The following is a 15,581-nucleotide window of genomic DNA, read 5'->3' as shown; positions in this document are numbered from 1 at the left end:
ACGCCGTCGCACCCTCCCCACGCGGACCGCGAATGCGGGACACTGGATGTTTGGCCGCGTACCGAAGGCCATCAGGAAAGGGTGAGGCGTGAACGGACCACTTATCGTCCAGAGCGACAAGACACTCCTGCTCGAGGTCGACCACGAGCAGGCGGACGCGTGCCGTCGCGCCATCGCTCCCTTCGCGGAGCTGGAGCGTGCGCCCGAGCACATCCACACCTACCGGGTCACCCCGCTCGGCCTGTGGAACGCCCGGGCGGCGGGCCATGACGCCGAGCAGGTCGTCGACGCGCTCGTCGAGTTCTCCCGCTACCCGGTACCGCACGCGCTGCTCGTCGACGTCGCCGAGACGATGGCCCGCTACGGCCGGCTCACGCTCTCCAAGCACCCCACCCACGGCCTGGTGCTGACCTCCACCGACCGTCCCGTACTGGAGGAGATCCTCCGGTCCAAGAAGGTCCAGCCGCTGGTCGGCGCGCGGCTCGACCCGGACACGGTCGCCGTCCACCCCTCCGAGCGCGGGCAGATCAAGCAGACGCTGCTGAAGCTGGGCTGGCCGGCCGAGGACCTGGCCGGATACGTGGACGGCGAGGCCCACCGGATCGACCTCGCCGAGGACGGCTGGGCGCTGCGCCCGTACCAGAAGCAGGCCGTCGAGGGCTTCTGGCACGGCGGCTCCGGTGTCGTCGTCCTGCCCTGTGGCGCCGGGAAGACGCTGGTCGGCGCGGGTGCGATGGCGCAGGCCAAGGCCACCACGCTGATCCTGGTGACCAACACCGTCTCCGCCCGCCAGTGGAAGCACGAGCTGGTGAGGCGGACCTCGCTGACCGAGGACGAGATCGGCGAGTACAGCGGTACGAGGAAGGAGATCCGCCCGGTCACCATCGCCACCTACCAGGTGCTGACGACCAAGCGGAAGGGTATCTACCCCCACCTGGAGCTGTTCGACTCCCGCGACTGGGGCCTGATCGTCTACGACGAGGTGCACCTGCTGCCCGCGCCGGTCTTCAAGTTCACCGCCGACCTCCAGGCGCGCCGCCGCCTCGGCCTGACCGCGACGCTCGTGCGTGAGGACGGGCGCGAGTCGGACGTCTTCTCGCTCATCGGGCCGAAGCGGTTCGACGCCCCCTGGAAGGAGATCGAGGCGCAGGGCTACATCGCGCCCGCCGACTGCGTCGAGGTCCGGGTCAACCTCACCGAGACGGAGCGGCTGGCGTACGCCACGGCCGAGACGGAGGAGAAGTACCGCTTCTGCGCCACGACGGCGACGAAGCGGAAGGTGACGGAGGCGCTGGTACGGAAGTTCGCGGGCCAGCAGATCCTCGTCATCGGCCAGTACATCGACCAGCTCGACGAGCTGGGCGAGCACCTCGACGCGCCGGTGATCAAGGGCGAGACGTCCAACGCGCAGCGCGAGAAGCTCTTCGACGCGTTCCGCAACGGTGAGATCAGCGTGCTGGTCGTGTCGAAGGTCGCGAACTTCTCGATCGACCTGCCGGAGGCGACCGTCGCGATCCAGGTCTCGGGCACCTTCGGTTCGCGCCAGGAGGAGGCGCAGCGCCTCGGGCGGGTCCTGCGGCCCAAGGCGGACGGCCACCAGGCCCACTTCTACTCGGTGGTCGCCCGCGACACGATCGACCAGGACTTCGCGGCGCACCGCCAGCGCTTCCTGGCCGAGCAGGGGTACGCGTACCGGATCGTCGACGCGGACGAGCTGCTCGCGGGAGACCCGGACCACCAGGGCTGAGCGGCCGCCCCGGGCCCGGTCCCGCGGGGCCGGGCCGCCGCCACCGCCAGGGCGAGCAGCAGCGGGACGCACCACGCCCAGTGGCGCGTCCAGAAGTCGGCGCCCGCCTCGGGCAGTGCGAGCAGGCCCAGCAGGGCGGTGCCGGTCAGGGCCGCCAGGGCCATCAGGCCGTCCCGGGGGCGGCCGGTGATCAGCAGCAGCACGATGAGGACGGCGAGCGGCAGTTCGACACCGGCGGCGGCTCCGAGGACGAAGCCCCTGCCGAGTGCGCCGCGCCGGCGGGACAGGTCCCACAGGACGACGAGTCCGAGCGCGGCGAGTACGGGGTCGAGCCAGATCCCGGCGGCGGCCGCGCCGGCCGGTGGGGCGTGCCGGGCCCGGTCCCCGGTGAACCGGCGTGCGAGGTGGACGAGCAGGAGCAGCAGCAGGGCGTCGAGCGCGAAGGCCGGCAGCCAGGTCGCCGGTACGAGGAGGATCGCGGCGAAGGGCGGGTGCGAGGCGGGCAGCCCGACGACGGTCGTGGGGCGCGGGAAGCCGTCGGTGCAGGCCAGCGCCGCGGCGGACGACAGGACGATCAGTCCGTACGCGAGGAGTGATCGTGGGGACACGTACCGGTACGTCACGGCCGTGACCCTAGTGGATCGGACGTGTCCGGGTTCAGCGGCGCTTGACGCCCGCCTCCTCGGCGTACTCCCCGAGGACCACCACTCCGAGCGCGGCTTCGGCGAACACCTTGACGGCTCGCAGGGCGTTGCCCAGGCGGTGGGACGGATGCGGGGTCGTTCCGAGTGCGGTGGCGCCGGAACTGTGGCGCGTGAAGGTCATGGAGGTCATGCGTCCATGATGGATTCGCGGTTCTCCCGGTACATCGGTCCGTGGACGGAACCCGGCTCGCGGGCGGGTACGACTTCCGGTATACGGCGTCCCCTGCGGGCCGGCCGGCCGGGAAATCCGTTCGACGGGACCGGCGCGCCTGGCTAAGATCTCCCGCCTTGCCCGCCTCCTTCGCGGAGAGCCGCCCTCCGGTCGGAAACCGGACGGCCGCCACCACCGACTCGTGTACGACAGACGGAGGCTTCGCCGTGCCCGCGCACGCCCCACTACCGGACCCGGACCGCCCGCTCCCGCGTGAGCGACGCGACGCGGGCGCCGCCCACGACCCGCACGACTCGCACGGCCCGCACGACCCGCTGTCGCGTGAGCGGGCCCATCTGACCGCCTCGCGGGCGGCGCTGCGCGCGATGCGCGAGGACGTCCAGGCGCTCGACATCCGTGACGTGACCGCCAACTGGGTCAACGCCGCCGTGCTGGAGGCGCAGATCGAGGACCGGATCAAGGCGCTGGCCGACCTCTCGCACACCCCGCTCTTCTTCGGGCGGCTGGACTACCTGCACGAGGTGGGCGCGGACCGGGCCGAAGGGGCCCACGGGGAGCGCTTCTACATCGGCCGGCGGCACGTCCACGACGCGGACGGCGATCCGATGGTCATCGACTGGCGCGCGCCGGTGTCGCAGCCGTTCTACCGGGCGTCGAGGAAGGACCCACAGGACGTGGGGCTGCGGCGCCGCTTCGGCTACACGGGCGGGGAGCTCACGGCGTACGAGGACGAGCACCTCACCGACGTGACCGAGCGCGAGCAGGTCAGCGCGCTGCTCCAGGCGGAGATCGAGCGGCCGCGCGTGGGTCCGATGCGGGACATCGTGGCGACCATCCAGCCGGAGCAGGACGAGATCGTACGGTCCGGGCTGGGCGGCACGGTGTGTGTGCAGGGCGGCCCCGGCACCGGGAAGACGGCGGTGGGCCTGCACCGGGTGGCGTACCTCCTCTACGCCCACCGGGAGCGGCTCGCCCGGACCGGCACGCTGGTCATCGGGCCGAACCGGTCCTTCCTCCACTACATCGAGCAGGTGCTGCCCGCCCTGGGCGAGCTGGAGGTGAAACAGGCGACCGTGGACGATCTGGTCGCCCACGTCGAGGTGCGCGGCACGGACGAGGCGGCGACGGCCGTGGTGAAGGGCGACGCCCGGATGGCGGAGGTGCTGCGGCGGGCGGTGCGATCGCACGTCACGATGCCCGCCGAGGCGCTGATGGTGGTGCGCGGTTCGCGGCGGTGGCGGATCCCCGCGTACGAACTGGAGGAGATCGTCCAGGAGTTGCTGGACCGCGACATCCGCTACGGGGCCGCCCGCGACGCCCTCCCGCAGCGCGTGGCACACGCCGTCCTGGTCCGGATGGAGCAGGCGGGCGAGGCGCCGGACGACCGGGTGCAGGACGCGGTCGCCCGCAACGCGGCGGTGAAGGCGCTCGTCAAGGCGGTCTGGCCGCCGGTGGACCCGGCGAAGCTGGTCCTGCGGCTGCTGTCCGACGCGGACTTCCTCGCCGCGCACGCCGAGGGCCTCCTCACCGCCGACGAGCAGAAGTCCCTCCTGTGGGCGAAGCCCCCGCGGTCCGTGCGGTCGGCGAAGTGGTCGGCTGCGGACGCGGTGCTGATCGACGAGGTGATGGACCTGGTGTCGCGTACGCACTCGCTGGGCCATGTCGTGCTGGACGAGGCGCAGGACCTGTCCCCGATGCAGTACCGGGCGGTGGGCCGGCGGTGCAGCACCGGTTCGGCGACGGTCCTGGGCGACCTGGCCCAGGGCACCACGCCGTGGGCGACGTCCGGGTGGGCGGAGGCGCTGCGACACCTGGGCAAGCCGGACGCCGTGGTGGAGGAGCTGACGGCCGGCTTCCGTGTGCCGCGCGAGGTCATCGCGTACGCGTCCCGGCTGCTGCCGCACATGTCGCCGGGGCTGGCCCCGGTGCGGTCGGTGCGTGAGGCGCCGGGTTCGCTGGAGATCCGGCCACGACCGGTGGACGCCCTGGACGCGGGGGTGGTCGAGGCGTGCGTCGCGTCGCTGACCCGGGAGGGGTCGATCGGCCTGATCGCCGCGGACGCCCGCGTCCCGGCGCTGGCCGGGGCGCTGGAGGCGGCGGGGCTCCCCTGCCTGGCCCCGGGCGAGGAGACGACGGCCGAGTCCCGCCTGACGCTGGTGCCGGCGTCCCTGGCGAAGGGCCTGGAGTACGACTACGTGGTGCTGGACGAGCCGTCGGCGGTGGTGGACGGCGAGCCGGACGAGCGGACGGGCCTGCGCAGGCTGTACGTGGCCCTGACCCGGGCGGTGTCCGGCCTGACGATCGTCCACGCGGCGCCGCTTCCGGCCCAGCTGGCGTAGGGCACCTCGTCCGGATCCTGCCCGGCCCGCGTGCCCCGGCACCGCGCCTCGCCGCGTCGTCGCCGGCCGCCTCGATGGCACCCGCCCGCGGACCCGCGCCCTACTCCCAGGTCGCGGTGTCGGGGTCGATGCCGTGGGCGCGGGCGCCTGCGTCGATGACGCGACGGAACCACGTGGCGAGGCCGGCGCGGATGCCGTCGTAGTGGGCGGCGAATCCCGGATCGGCCTCGTACATGCGGCCGAGACAGACCTGCATCTGCCGGGTGAGGGGGAAGTACGAAGCGAAGACCTCGCGGTGCGACTCGACGAGTCGGTTCGCTTCCGGGCTGCCGGGTGCGACGCCGGCGTCCATCGCCTCCCCGAGGGCGCGCTCGAAGGCGGCTACGGCGTCGGCGACGGTCCGCCATTCCTCCGGACCGCGAGAGGCCGAGCGTTCGGCGTACTGCAGCCATTGCGCCGTGTCTCCGTAGCGCTGACGGGCCTGGGCGGGCCAGTCGGGGTTCCACCGGGGGCCGAAGATCGCGGCCTGCTGCCCGGCGGTGAGCAGCAGGCCGCGCTCATGGGCGTCGATCATCCGGTCCAGTCCGTCGCCGAGCCGCTGGAGGCGGTCGATCCGTTCCGCGACCTGGGCGCGCTGCGCGCGCAACGCGCCGGGCACGTCCGCGGTCGGGTCGTCCAGGACGGTCCGGATGCCGTCCAGGCCGAGACCGATCTCCCGGTAGACGACGACGCGGTGCAGGCGTTCCAGATCACCGGCGGTGTAGAGCCGGTATCCGGCGGCCGTGCGCAGCGACGGCCGCGCCAGACCGATCTCGTCCCAGTGGTGCAGCGCGCGGACCGTCACGCCGAGGTGCGCCGAGACCTGACCGACGGTCAGGCCGTCGGCGTCGGTGGCATCAGGCATGTTCCTCATTGTCGTCGCGGCCGGCGCCCGGCGGGGTGATCCCGATGGCCGCGAGGTTCCGCGCCTCCTCACTGGCCGGATCGAAGGGCTTTGCCGCGGTGAGGACGATCCGCGCGTTCTCGGGGGTGGTCACCGCCACGTCGCGGGTGTTCCAGGGAGTGTCCCGTGGACCGTCGACCGAGTCCGGGCGCACCGCCCGGCAGGCCTCGACGAGGGAGTCGACCTGGTCGAGCACACACGCGAAACTGACGCTCGTCGCCGGTGTCTCCCGCGGAACGCCCGCCGCCGCGACGAGGAGTACGTCCTGGAACGCCCACCGGCGCAGATGCACCAGCGTGCCGGGGATGGTGAACAGCTCGAAGAACCCGAGCCCACGAGTCCAGAAGTCCACCGACGCCGCCAGATCGGTCGTGGGGATCGTCACGAAGGCGGGCATTCCGTAGATGCCGCGGAAGGGCTCCGGCGGGACCGCGTCCGGGCCGGGGGCGGGTACGGGGCTGATCTCGAACGCGTTGTAGTAGTCGCTCATGCACCCACCCTCCGGCCTCACGCAGCGGGAGGGTCAAGCCGTACCGGTGACCCGTCCAGTCCTCCAGCCCCTCTAGTCCTCGTCCAGCGCCTTGCGCCAGGTGCGGACCGCCGTCGGGGAGACCGGGGCCGACCAGCCGGCCGGGCGGGCCGCGCCGCCGATGTGGAAGCCGTCGATGCCGGCCGCCCGGAGCGGGGGGACGTGTTCGAGCCGCAGACCGCCGCCGACCAGGATCTGCGGCTCGTACCCGGGCTCGTCGCGCCGTGCGGCCTCGGCGAGCAGCGTCGGCAGGCCCTCGTCGACGCCCGCCGCGGAGCCGGCCGTCAGATAGGTGTCCAGGCCGGGGAGGTCGGCGAGGAGCTTGCGCAGCCCGTCCCGGTCGCTCGTCCGGTCGATCGCCCGGTGGAACGTCCAGCAGCAGCCCTCCATCTCGGCGATGAGCCTCTCGACGGTGACCAGGTCCGGGTGGCCCTCCTCGTCGAGGAAGCCCAGCACGAACTCCTCCGCGCCCTCCGAGCGCAGCTCCCGCGTCACGCGCACCAGCGCGTCGACGTCGCCGGCCGCGAAGCCGTCGGCGAGGCGCAGCATCACGCGCAGCGGGATGTCCACGGCGGCCCGGATGCGGGCGAAGGTCTCGCGCGACGGGGTCAGCCCGTCGGCCGCCATGTCGGTGACCAGCTCAAGACGGTCGGCTCCTCCGGCCTGGGCGGCGATCGCGTCCTCCGCGTCGAGGGCGATCACCTCCAGGACTGCGCGGTTGCTCATGGAACCCATTCCTCCGGGAAGTCGACGATCGGCACGAGGACTACGGCTCTACAGGTCTAGTCCAATGGGCTCAGCCTAATGCGTGCGGCCCGTCTCGTGCCCCGGCTCGTCGACACCGGCACCCGAACGGCCGCCGGGCCCACCGTCGGCCCCGGGGCCGGTCTCGACGACCACCACGGGATCCACCGCCGCGCCGGCCCCGTAGGCGACGCCGAATGCCGCGGCCAGCGCCACGGCGAATGCCGCGATCTTCACTCCGCTACTCGCTTCCCTACCCATGCTGACTCCTCTTTCACGAAACCGGCGGATCGATGGACCGGTCGATCGGCTGACCGACGGATCGGTGGCTCGGCGCATCGGTGGATCGGTGGATCGGTGAATCGGTTGACCGAAGGATCGGTCGATCGGTCGATCGACGATCCGCCGTCCGATGAGGGCGCACGCTACGGGTGACGAATGCCGAGCCCCGATGACGCACCCCGCCTTCCCACCATACCCCCTGGGGGTATCCTTGCATCCTCACGCACCACAGAGGTATACATGGAGTGCGACGAGGTACCCCCTAGGGGTATCGAATTCGCCGAGATACGCGAGACAACCGAGGTACTCGTCCACCGCCGAGGAGCAGCATGAGCACCCCTACGTCGACAGCCGGCGGCGCCGCCCAGGTCGAGCTCGCCATCGGCGGCATGACCTGCGCCTCCTGCGCCGCCCGGATCGAGAAGAAACTCAACCGCATGGACGGCGTCACCGCGACCGTCAACTACGCCACCGAGAAGGCGAAGGTCAGCTTCGACGGGGACGACGTCTCCGTACGCGACCTGATCGCCACCGTCGAGGCGACCGGCTACACCGCGCACGAGCCGGCCCCCCCGGCCGCCGCGCCGGACGGGCCCGAGGCGGCCGCCGGGGGCGCGCCCGACGAGCTCACCGCCCTGCGCAGCCGCCTGGTCACCGCCGTCGCCCTCTCCGTACCGGTGATCGCCATGGCGATGATCCCGGCGCTCCAGATCCAGTACTGGCAGTGGCTGTCTCTCACGCTCGCCGCGCCGGTCGTCACCTACGCGGCCTGGCCCTTCCACCGCGCCGCCTGGACCAACGCCCGGCACGGCGCCGCCACCATGGACACGCTGATCTCGGTCGGTACGTCGGCCGCGTTCCTCTGGTCCCTGTGGGCGCTGTTCTTCGGTACGGCGGGGACGCCCGGCATGACCCACCCGTTCGAGCTGACCATCGCCCGTTCCGACGGCGCGGGGAACATCTACCTGGAGGCCGCCGCCGGAGTCACGGCCTTCATCCTGGCCGGGCGGTACTTCGAGGCCCGCTCCAAGCGGAAGGCGGGGGCCGCGCTGCGGGCCCTGCTGGAGCTCGGCGCCAAGGACGTCACGGTCCTGCGGGACGGCCGGGAGGTCCGTGTGCCCACGGCCGACCTGAAGGTCGGCGACCGCTTCGTGGTCCGGCCCGGCGAGAAGATCGCCACGGACGGCACGGTCACCGAGGGCACCTCCGCCGTCGACGCCTCGATGCTGACCGGCGAGTCCGTCCCCGTGGAGGTCGGTGCCGGCGACGCGGTCACGGGCGCCACGATCAACGCGGGCGGCCGCCTCGTCGTCGAGGCCACCCGGATCGGCGCAGACACCCAGCTCGCCCGGATGGCCCGGCTGGTGGAGGACGCCCAGAACGGCAAGGCGGCGGCCCAGCGGCTCGCCGACCGCATCTCCGCCGTCTTCGTCCCCGTGGTCATCGGCCTCGCCGTCGCCACGCTCGGGTTCTGGCTCGGCAACGGCTCGGGGCTGACCGCCGCGTTCACCGCCGCCGTCGCGGTGCTGATCATCGCCTGCCCGTGCGCCCTGGGCCTGGCGACCCCGACGGCCCTGATGGTCGGCACCGGCCGCGGCGCCCAGCTCGGCATCCTGATCAAGGGCCCGGAGGTCCTGGAGACCACCCGCCGCGTCGACACGATCGTCCTCGACAAGACCGGCACGGTCACCACCGGCCGGATGACCCTGCTGGCCGTCCACACCACCGGCTCGACCGACGAGACCGAGGTCCTGCGCCTGGCGGGCGCGCTGGAGCACGCCTCCGAGCACCCGATCGCCCAGGCCGTCGCCGCGGGCGCCGCCGAGAAGGCCGGCGCGCTCCCGGTCCCCGAGGACTTCGCGAACATCCCGGGCCTGGGCGTCCAGGGTGTCGTCGAGGGTCACGCGGTCCTGGTCGGCCGTGAGCGGCTGCTCGCCGAGTGGGCGCTGGAACTGCCCGCCCCGCTGGCGCAGGCCCGCCGGGAGGCCGAGGCCGCCGGGCGTACCGCCATCGCGGTGGCCTGGGACGGCGAGGCCCGCGCGGTGCTCGAAGTGGCCGACGCGGTGAAGCCGACGAGCGCGGAGGCGATCACCCGGCTGCGCGCCCTGGGGCTGACCCCCATCCTGCTGACCGGCGACAACGAGGCCGTCGCCCGTACCGTCGCCGCCGAGGTCGGCATCGACGAGGTCATCGCCGAGGTCATGCCCGAGGACAAGGTGGACGTCGTCAAGCGCCTCCAGGCCGAGGGCCGCAGCGTGGCCATGGTCGGCGACGGTGTCAACGACGCCGCCGCCCTCGCCCAGGCGGACCTCGGACTGGCCATGGGCACCGGCACCGACGCCGCCATCGAGGCCGGTGACCTCACCCTCGTACGGGGGGACCTCCGGGCCGCCCCGGACGCCATCCGCCTCTCCCGTCGCACCCTGGCCACCATCAAGGGCAACCTCTTCTGGGCCTTCGGCTACAACGTGGCGGCCATCCCCCTCGCCGCCGCCGGCCTGCTGAACCCGATGATCGCCGGGGCCGCCATGGCCTTCTCGTCGGTGTTCGTGGTCGGCAACAGTCTGCGGCTGCGCGGCTTCAAGCCGGCGAAGTAGTCGACGAAACAGGCGGCGAAACAGGCGGTGAAGCAGGCGGCCCGGCGCCAGGGCGGGCGGGGACGCCGAAGCGGCCAAGGGAGCCGGACCGGCTCCGGACCGCGGCGGGCCGGGCACGGGCCGCACCGACCGGCCACGGGTCGCGCGGGCCGGGCACGGGCGCCGCGCCGACCCGGCCGCCGCCGGGCGGGACCACGGCGTCCGCCGTTCGGCCCCCCGCACCGCCCGGCACAATGGCCCCATGGCCGCACTCCCGGAGCACCCCGCCCACACCGACCTCCGCCACCGGTGGGCCGCGGCGGTGGCCGCCGCCCGTACGGCGTCCGGGCGCCGGCCCGCCCGGGACGCGGCCCCGGACGCCCCGGTCGCCCCGGACGCGCCCGCACCGGACCGGTACGCGGACAACCTGCTGGCCCGCTGGGCCGAGCCGCAGCGCCGGTACCACACGACCGATCACCTGCTCGCGGTGCTCCAGCGGGTCGACGAGCTGGAGCGGTACGCCGACGACCCCGCCCTGGTCCGGCTCGCCGCCTGGTTCCACGACGCCGTGTACGACCCCGAGCGCTCCACCAACGAGGAGCGCAGCGCCCGCCTCGCCGAGCGGGCCCTGCCCGAGCTCGGCGTCGACCCGGCCCGCACGGCCGAGGTCGCCCGCCTCGTCCTGCTGACGATCACCCACGACCCCGCGCCCGGGGACGGCAACGGCGACGTCCTGTGCGACGCGGACCTGGCGGTCCTGGCCGCCGCCCCCGACGCGTACGCCGCCTACGCGGCCGCCGTACGGGAGGAGTACGGCTTCGTCCCCGACGACGCGTTCCGCACGGGCCGCGCGGCGGTGCTGCGCCAGCTCCTCGGCCTGCCACGACTGTTCCGCACCCCGTACGGCGAGCGGGAGTGGGAGGAGCGGGCGCGCCGGAACCTGACCACGGAGCTGCACCTGCTCACCGGCACCGCCTGACACGCCGGCCGTGGGGGTGCCACCGCCACGGCCCGCGACCATCCCCGTCACACCCTTCACCGGCGCACTCCCCGCCGTGGCCGCCTCCCGGCCGTGGCCCTCTCCCGGCCGTGGCCGGCCCGGTGCCGTCCCGGGCCGGTCCGAGGGCTCCTGGGCGGGCTCCCCCACCAGGCCGCGAGCACGGTGACGGGCCCCGCCGCTGGTGGCCCGCCGGGATCCGCCGACGGGAGGGCGCGGCGACGAGGAGCCGGACGGGCGGGCCCCGGGCGCCGGCCCGGCCGGGAATGTCAGGCGTTCTCCCGCTGTTCGCACCTGTCATGCCCTCCCCTACCGATCGGACGCCCGAGCGCGCCCGGATGCCGCTGGCCGTCTACATCCTCGGCCTCTCCGTCTTCGCGCTCGGCACGAGCGAATTCATGCTGTCCGGGCTGCTCCCGCCCATCGCCGACGACATGGACGTCTCGATCCCCCGGGCCGGGCTGCTGATCTCGGCCTTCGCGATCGGCATGGTGATCGGAGCGCCGCTCCTCGCCGTCGCGACGCTGCGGCTGCCCCGCAGGACGACCCTCGTCGCGCTCATCTCCACCTTCGGCCTGGGGCAGCTCGCGGGGGCGCTCGCGCCCTCGTACGAGATCCTTTTCGCGTCGCGCGTGGTCAGCGCGCTCGCCTGCGCCGGGTTCTGGGCGGTCGGGGCGTCCGTCGCGATCGCCATGGTGCCGCCGGGGGCCCGCGCACGGGCGATGGCCGTCATGATCGGCGGCCTGTCGATAGCCAACGTCCTGGGCGTCCCCGCCGGTGCCTTCCTCGGCGAGTACTGGGGCTGGCGGTCGGCGTTCTGGGCCGTCGGCGGGGCATCGGTGATCGCGCTCATCGGCGTGGTCACGCTCATCCCGCGCATCCCGCTGCCCGCCGAGAAGCCGAGGCTGCGGCGTGAGCTGACGATCTACCGCGACCGCCAGGTGTGGCTGGCCGTCGTGGTCACCGCGCTCGCGGCCGGTGGCGTGTTCTGCGCGTTCTCGTACCTGGCGCCGCTCCTGACCGACGTGGCCGGCCTGGAGGCGCGCTGGGTGCCCGTGGTGCTGGGTCTGTTCGGCGTGGGGGCGCTGATCGGTACGACGATCGGCGGCTGGGTCGCCGACGCGCACCTGTTCCGGGTGCTGCTGAGCGGCATCACGGCGTCGACCGTCTTCCTGGTGGCGCTGGCCCTGCTCGCGCACAGCCCCGTCGCCGCCGTCGCGCTCTCCTTCCTCCTCGGTGTCTCGGCCTTCTACACGGCCCCGGCGCTGAACGCCCGGATGTTCGACGTGGCGGGCGCGGCCCCCACCCTGGCGGGCGCCACCACGACCGCCGCGTTCAACCTCGGCAACACGGGCGGCCCCTGGCTGGGCGGTACGGTCATCGACGCCGGCCTCGGCTTCTCGTCGACCGCCTGGGCGGGGGCGGCGATGACGCTCGTGGCCCTCGCGGCGGCCGCCGTGTCGCTGCGGGTGCACAGCCGCAGGGGCCACGGCCGGGTGGTGGCCTCCGCCTCCCCGGCCCCGGCCCCGGCCCGGGAAGCCGGCCCGGCCCCGGAATCCGCCCCGGAACCGGACAGGGCCCGCCTCTGACGGCCGCGCCGGGCCTCCAACCCGGCCCGCGGCCCCTTCCTACCCCCGCCCCGCCCGGCCCACCAGCAGCGCCACCGCCGCCAGGGCGCCGCCCAGCCACATCGCGCTCTCCACTCCGAAGCCGTCCGCCACGCGCCCGCCCGCCAGCGCGCCCAGCGCGATCGCCGCGTTGAACACCCCGGCGAAGAGCGCCGAGCCCGCCTCCCGGTCCTCCGGGGCGGGTACGGCGGACATCACCCAGGTCTGGGCGGCCACCGACACACCCCCGTACGCCAGGCCCCACACCACCAGCAGCGCGGCGCCCAGCGACGGCAGCAGCAGGACCGCCGCGGCCAGCGTCCCGCTGAGGACGAGCAGCGTGGCGCGCGGCGCCCGCCCGGCGCCCGCCCCGGCGGCGAAGTTCCCCGCGACGCCCGCCACGCCGTACGCCAGCAACAGGGCGCCGACCATCGGCGCGCCCACGCCCGAGATTTGTTCGAGGACGGGCCGTACATAGGTGTACGCGGCGAAGTGACCGGTCACCAGGAACGCCACCACCAGCAGCCCGGTCCGCAGCGCGGGCGTCGCGAGCAGCCGCGCCACCCCGCCCAGCCGTACGGCGGGCCCGGCCGGCAGCGGCGGCAGCAGGACGGCCAGCAGCGCGGCCACCACCAGGGCCAGCGCCCCGCCGGCGGCGAACGCCGCGCGCCATCCGGCCGACTCCCCGAGCCAGGCCCCGGCCGGTACGCCCAGGACCGACGCCACGGCGATCCCGCTGAAGATCGACGACGTCGCCCCGGCCACCGCCCTCGGCGCCACGAGCCGTACCGCCAGTCCGGCCGCGACGACCCACACCCCGCCCATGCCGACCCCGACCAGCACCCGCCCGGCCATCATCACGGCGAACCGCGGCGACCAGGCGGCCAGCAGGTTCCCGGCCGCGACGAGCCCCATCAGCGCGACCAGGGCCCACCGCCGGTCCAGGCGCCCCAGCGCGGGCGCGACGAGCGGCGCCGACAGGGCGGCGACCAGCCCGGTGACGGTGAGCGTCAGCCCCGCGGTGCCCTCGGTGACACCGAGCGTGCCGCTGAGGGGGGAGAGCAGCCCGACGGGCAGCATCTCGGACGTGACGACGGTGAAGGTGGCGAGCGCCACGGCCGCGACGGCGGCCCGCCCGCCGCTCCGTACGGTGTCTGACTTCTCGGTCTGTGCCATGCCTCCCAGGCAACTGCGGCGGGCGGACGGGAACAACGGCCGTTCCCTCACGCTTCCATGAGCATGACTCATCGATCGTCCGGAACCGTCGCCATCAGGGAGCTGGAGGCGTTCCTCGTCCTCGCCGAGGAGCTGCACTTCGGACGGACCGGTGAGCGGCTGTACGTGTCCCAGAGCCGGATCAGCCAACTGCTGCGCTCGCTGGAGAGCCGCGTCGGCGCCCGGCTCGTCGAGCGGACCAGCCGCCGGGTGCGGCTCACCCCGCTGGGCGAGCGGTTCGTCGCCGATCTGCGTCCGGCGTACGAGACCCTGCACACGACCCTCGAGACCGTCCGGGCCGCCGCGCGCGGGGTCGAGGGCACCCTGCGGATCGGGTTCCAGGGCACGTTCAACGACCACATCGTGCGGGCCGTCGCCCTGCTCCAGGACCGGCACCCGGGGGTGACGACGGAGATCGTCGAGGTGCCGCTGGCGGACCCCTTCGGCGCGGTGCGCGGGGACGAGGTGGACGCCGCCGTCGTCCTGCTGCCGGTCGAGGAACCGGACCTCGTCCTGGGACCGGTCTTCTCACGGCAGCCGCAGACGCTGGCGGTGTCGGCGGCCCATCCGCTGGCGGCGCGGGCGTCCGTGCCCGCGGAGGAGCTGGCGGGGTGCGCGCTGATCGGGATACGGGGCCCGGCGCCGGAGTACTGGCGGCGGGCGGGCGCACCCGAGCGCACGCCCGGCGGGACGCGGATACCGGCGGGCCCGCTGGTGGCCACCCTCCAGGAGGGGCTGACGCTGGCGGCGGCGGACCGGGGCGCGATGCTGCTGTGCCGCCCGACCGCCGAGTACCACGGGCGCCGCGCCCTCGCCTTCGTACCGGTCGAGGGGCTGCCGGAGTCGGCGCTGGGCCTGGTGTGGCACCGGAGCCGGGAGACGGCGCGCATCCGCGCGTTCGCCGAGGCGATCACCCGGACGGCCCAGGGACTCCGTACCGGATCAGGGCCCACTCGTGTGGCCCGTCAGGGCCGGTGAGGGCCGGTGAGGGCCGGTCGGGCTCCCGGAGGCCCGGCGGGACCGGAGAGCAGGGGCTCAGGCCGGAGCGGCGGGCGCCGGCCGGTGCTTCGGGCGGCGCAGTCCGGCGGAGGTGAGCCTGCGGACCAGCTCCTTCGAGCCCACCTCGACGGCCCCGGCCGCCACCGCGTCCGCGTACCGCTGGGACGGGATGTCGTAGTGGTCCCGTTCGAAGGCGCGGGGCGGGGCGCCGATCGACGCGGCGAAGGCGTGCAACTCCTCGAACGACACGTCACTGACCATGTGGGACCACATACGACCGTGGCCCGGCCAGTCCGGCGGGTCGATGTAGACCGTCACGAGAGGCCGCCCACGGGAGCGACCACCACGCCCGCCTTGCCGCACACCCAGTGCGGATCGGGGCCCAGCTCCGGTTCCACGTCCAGCGCGTGGGGGTCCCCCGCGTCACACACGGGGCACAGCGGCCAGCGCCCGTACCGCTCCAGCAGGGCGTCCTGGACGTCCTGGGCGACGAGCCCGGCGACGTACTCGATGCCGTCCGGCCACTGCTCGACCCACCAGCGGCGATGGGTCACCGCCTCCTCGACGAGCGAGACGACCTCCGCCTCGGCGACGTCGCGCGCGACGAGGTCGGCGAGGACCAGGGCCCGCGCGGCGTGAAGGGCCTGTTCGAGGGGGTCCAACGCGTTCATGCGGCCATTGTCTCCCGGTTGCGGAAAGGGTTGACGGCCCAGATGCCTGAAAATAC

14 protein-coding genes are annotated in these 15,581 nt (G+C 74.1%); 6 read left to right on the top strand and 8 right to left on the bottom strand.

Going from position 1 to position 15,581, the window contains the following annotated elements:
* The first annotated feature begins 88 nt into the window (after window positions 1-88).
* Window positions 89-1,747: a DNA repair helicase XPB gene (locus tag PUR26_RS25055; protein ID WP_329875249.1), complete on the top strand. Its 1,659-nt coding sequence runs from the start codon at window positions 89-91 to the stop codon at window positions 1,745-1,747.
* A 657-nt stretch (window positions 1,748-2,404) separates the two neighbouring features.
* Here the strand turns inward: PUR26_RS25055 and PUR26_RS25050 are convergent.
* Window positions 2,405-2,581: a hypothetical protein gene (locus PUR26_RS25050; RefSeq protein ID WP_329875247.1), complete on the bottom strand. Its 177-nt coding sequence runs from the start codon at window positions 2,579-2,581 to the stop codon at window positions 2,405-2,407.
* A 356-nt stretch (window positions 2,582-2,937) separates the two neighbouring features.
* Here PUR26_RS25050 and PUR26_RS25045 point away from each other — a divergent pair, with 356 nt between their 5' ends.
* Window positions 2,938-4,962, top strand: coding sequence for a HelD family protein (locus PUR26_RS25045; RefSeq protein ID WP_329875862.1), 2,025 nt, complete (start codon window positions 2,938-2,940; stop codon window positions 4,960-4,962).
* Between the two features lie 100 nt (window positions 4,963-5,062).
* On the opposite strand, the gene PUR26_RS25040 is transcribed toward PUR26_RS25045, so the two are convergent.
* The 4 genes from PUR26_RS25040 to PUR26_RS25025 all read right to left on the bottom strand — a co-directional run bounded on the left by PUR26_RS25040 (window position 5,063) and on the right by PUR26_RS25025 (window position 7,439).
* Window positions 5,063-5,866, bottom strand: coding sequence for a MerR family transcriptional regulator (locus tag PUR26_RS25040; protein WP_329875246.1), 804 nt, complete (start codon window positions 5,864-5,866; stop codon window positions 5,063-5,065).
* On the bottom strand, window positions 5,859-6,395 hold the full coding sequence (locus PUR26_RS25035) for a VOC family protein (RefSeq protein ID WP_329875244.1): 537 nt from the start codon (window positions 6,393-6,395) through the stop codon (window positions 5,859-5,861). The genes PUR26_RS25040 and PUR26_RS25035 overlap by 8 nt, the downstream gene beginning before the upstream one ends.
* 72 nt (window positions 6,396-6,467) lie before the next feature.
* Window positions 6,468-7,160 (bottom strand): copper homeostasis protein CutC, encoded by a 693-nt coding sequence (locus PUR26_RS25030; RefSeq protein ID WP_329875242.1) that lies wholly within the window; start codon window positions 7,158-7,160, stop codon window positions 6,468-6,470.
* A 75-nt stretch (window positions 7,161-7,235) separates the two neighbouring features.
* Complete coding sequence (locus PUR26_RS25025; protein ID WP_329875240.1) at window positions 7,236-7,439, bottom strand: hypothetical protein; 204 nt, start codon at window positions 7,437-7,439, stop codon at window positions 7,236-7,238.
* Window positions 7,440-7,789: 350 nt separating this feature from the next.
* Between PUR26_RS25025 and PUR26_RS25020 the strand changes: the two genes are divergently transcribed.
* The 3 genes from PUR26_RS25020 to PUR26_RS25010 all read left to right on the top strand — a co-directional run bounded on the left by PUR26_RS25020 (window position 7,790) and on the right by PUR26_RS25010 (window position 12,622).
* A complete protein-coding gene (locus PUR26_RS25020) occupies window positions 7,790-10,057 on the top strand; it encodes a heavy metal translocating P-type ATPase (protein WP_329875238.1) in 2,268 nt (755 codons plus the stop codon).
* 241 nt (window positions 10,058-10,298) lie between these two features.
* On the top strand, window positions 10,299-11,015 hold the full coding sequence (locus PUR26_RS25015; RefSeq protein WP_329875236.1) for an HD domain-containing protein: 717 nt from the start codon (window positions 10,299-10,301) through the stop codon (window positions 11,013-11,015).
* 356 nt (window positions 11,016-11,371) lie between these two features.
* Window positions 11,372-12,622 carry a Cmx/CmrA family chloramphenicol efflux MFS transporter gene (locus PUR26_RS25010; RefSeq protein WP_329875860.1) on the top strand — a complete coding sequence of 417 codons (1,251 nt, stop codon included), beginning with the start codon at window positions 11,372-11,374 and terminating at the stop codon, window positions 12,620-12,622.
* Window positions 12,623-12,661: 39 nt separating this feature from the next.
* Here PUR26_RS25010 and PUR26_RS25005 read toward each other — a convergent pair whose 3' ends face one another.
* Window positions 12,662-13,816, bottom strand: coding sequence for an MFS transporter (locus PUR26_RS25005; RefSeq protein ID WP_329875234.1), 1,155 nt, complete (start codon window positions 13,814-13,816; stop codon window positions 12,662-12,664).
* Between the two features lie 63 nt (window positions 13,817-13,879).
* Between PUR26_RS25005 and PUR26_RS25000 the strand changes: the two genes are divergently transcribed.
* Entirely contained in the window at window positions 13,880-14,833 is a 954-nt protein-coding gene (locus PUR26_RS25000; protein ID WP_329875232.1) for a LysR family transcriptional regulator, read from the top strand.
* A gap of 57 nt (window positions 14,834-14,890) precedes the next feature.
* Here PUR26_RS25000 and PUR26_RS24995 read toward each other — a convergent pair whose 3' ends face one another.
* Together PUR26_RS24995 and PUR26_RS24990 are read right to left on the bottom strand one after the other, a co-directional pair.
* Complete coding sequence (locus PUR26_RS24995) at window positions 14,891-15,172, bottom strand: DUF4031 domain-containing protein (RefSeq protein WP_329875230.1); 282 nt, start codon at window positions 15,170-15,172, stop codon at window positions 14,891-14,893.
* Window positions 15,169-15,525, bottom strand: a complete 357-nt coding sequence (locus PUR26_RS24990) for a hypothetical protein (RefSeq protein WP_329875228.1) — start codon at window positions 15,523-15,525, stop codon at window positions 15,169-15,171. The genes PUR26_RS24995 and PUR26_RS24990 overlap by 4 nt, the downstream gene beginning before the upstream one ends.
* Window positions 15,526-15,581: the final 56 nt, after the last annotated feature.

The sequence above is a fragment of the Streptomyces sp. SP18CS02 genome (assembly GCF_036322365.1).
Taxonomy (GTDB): Bacteria; Actinomycetota; Actinomycetes; order Streptomycetales; family Streptomycetaceae; genus Streptomyces.
This window is presented reverse-complemented; position numbering and strand designations above follow the sequence as displayed.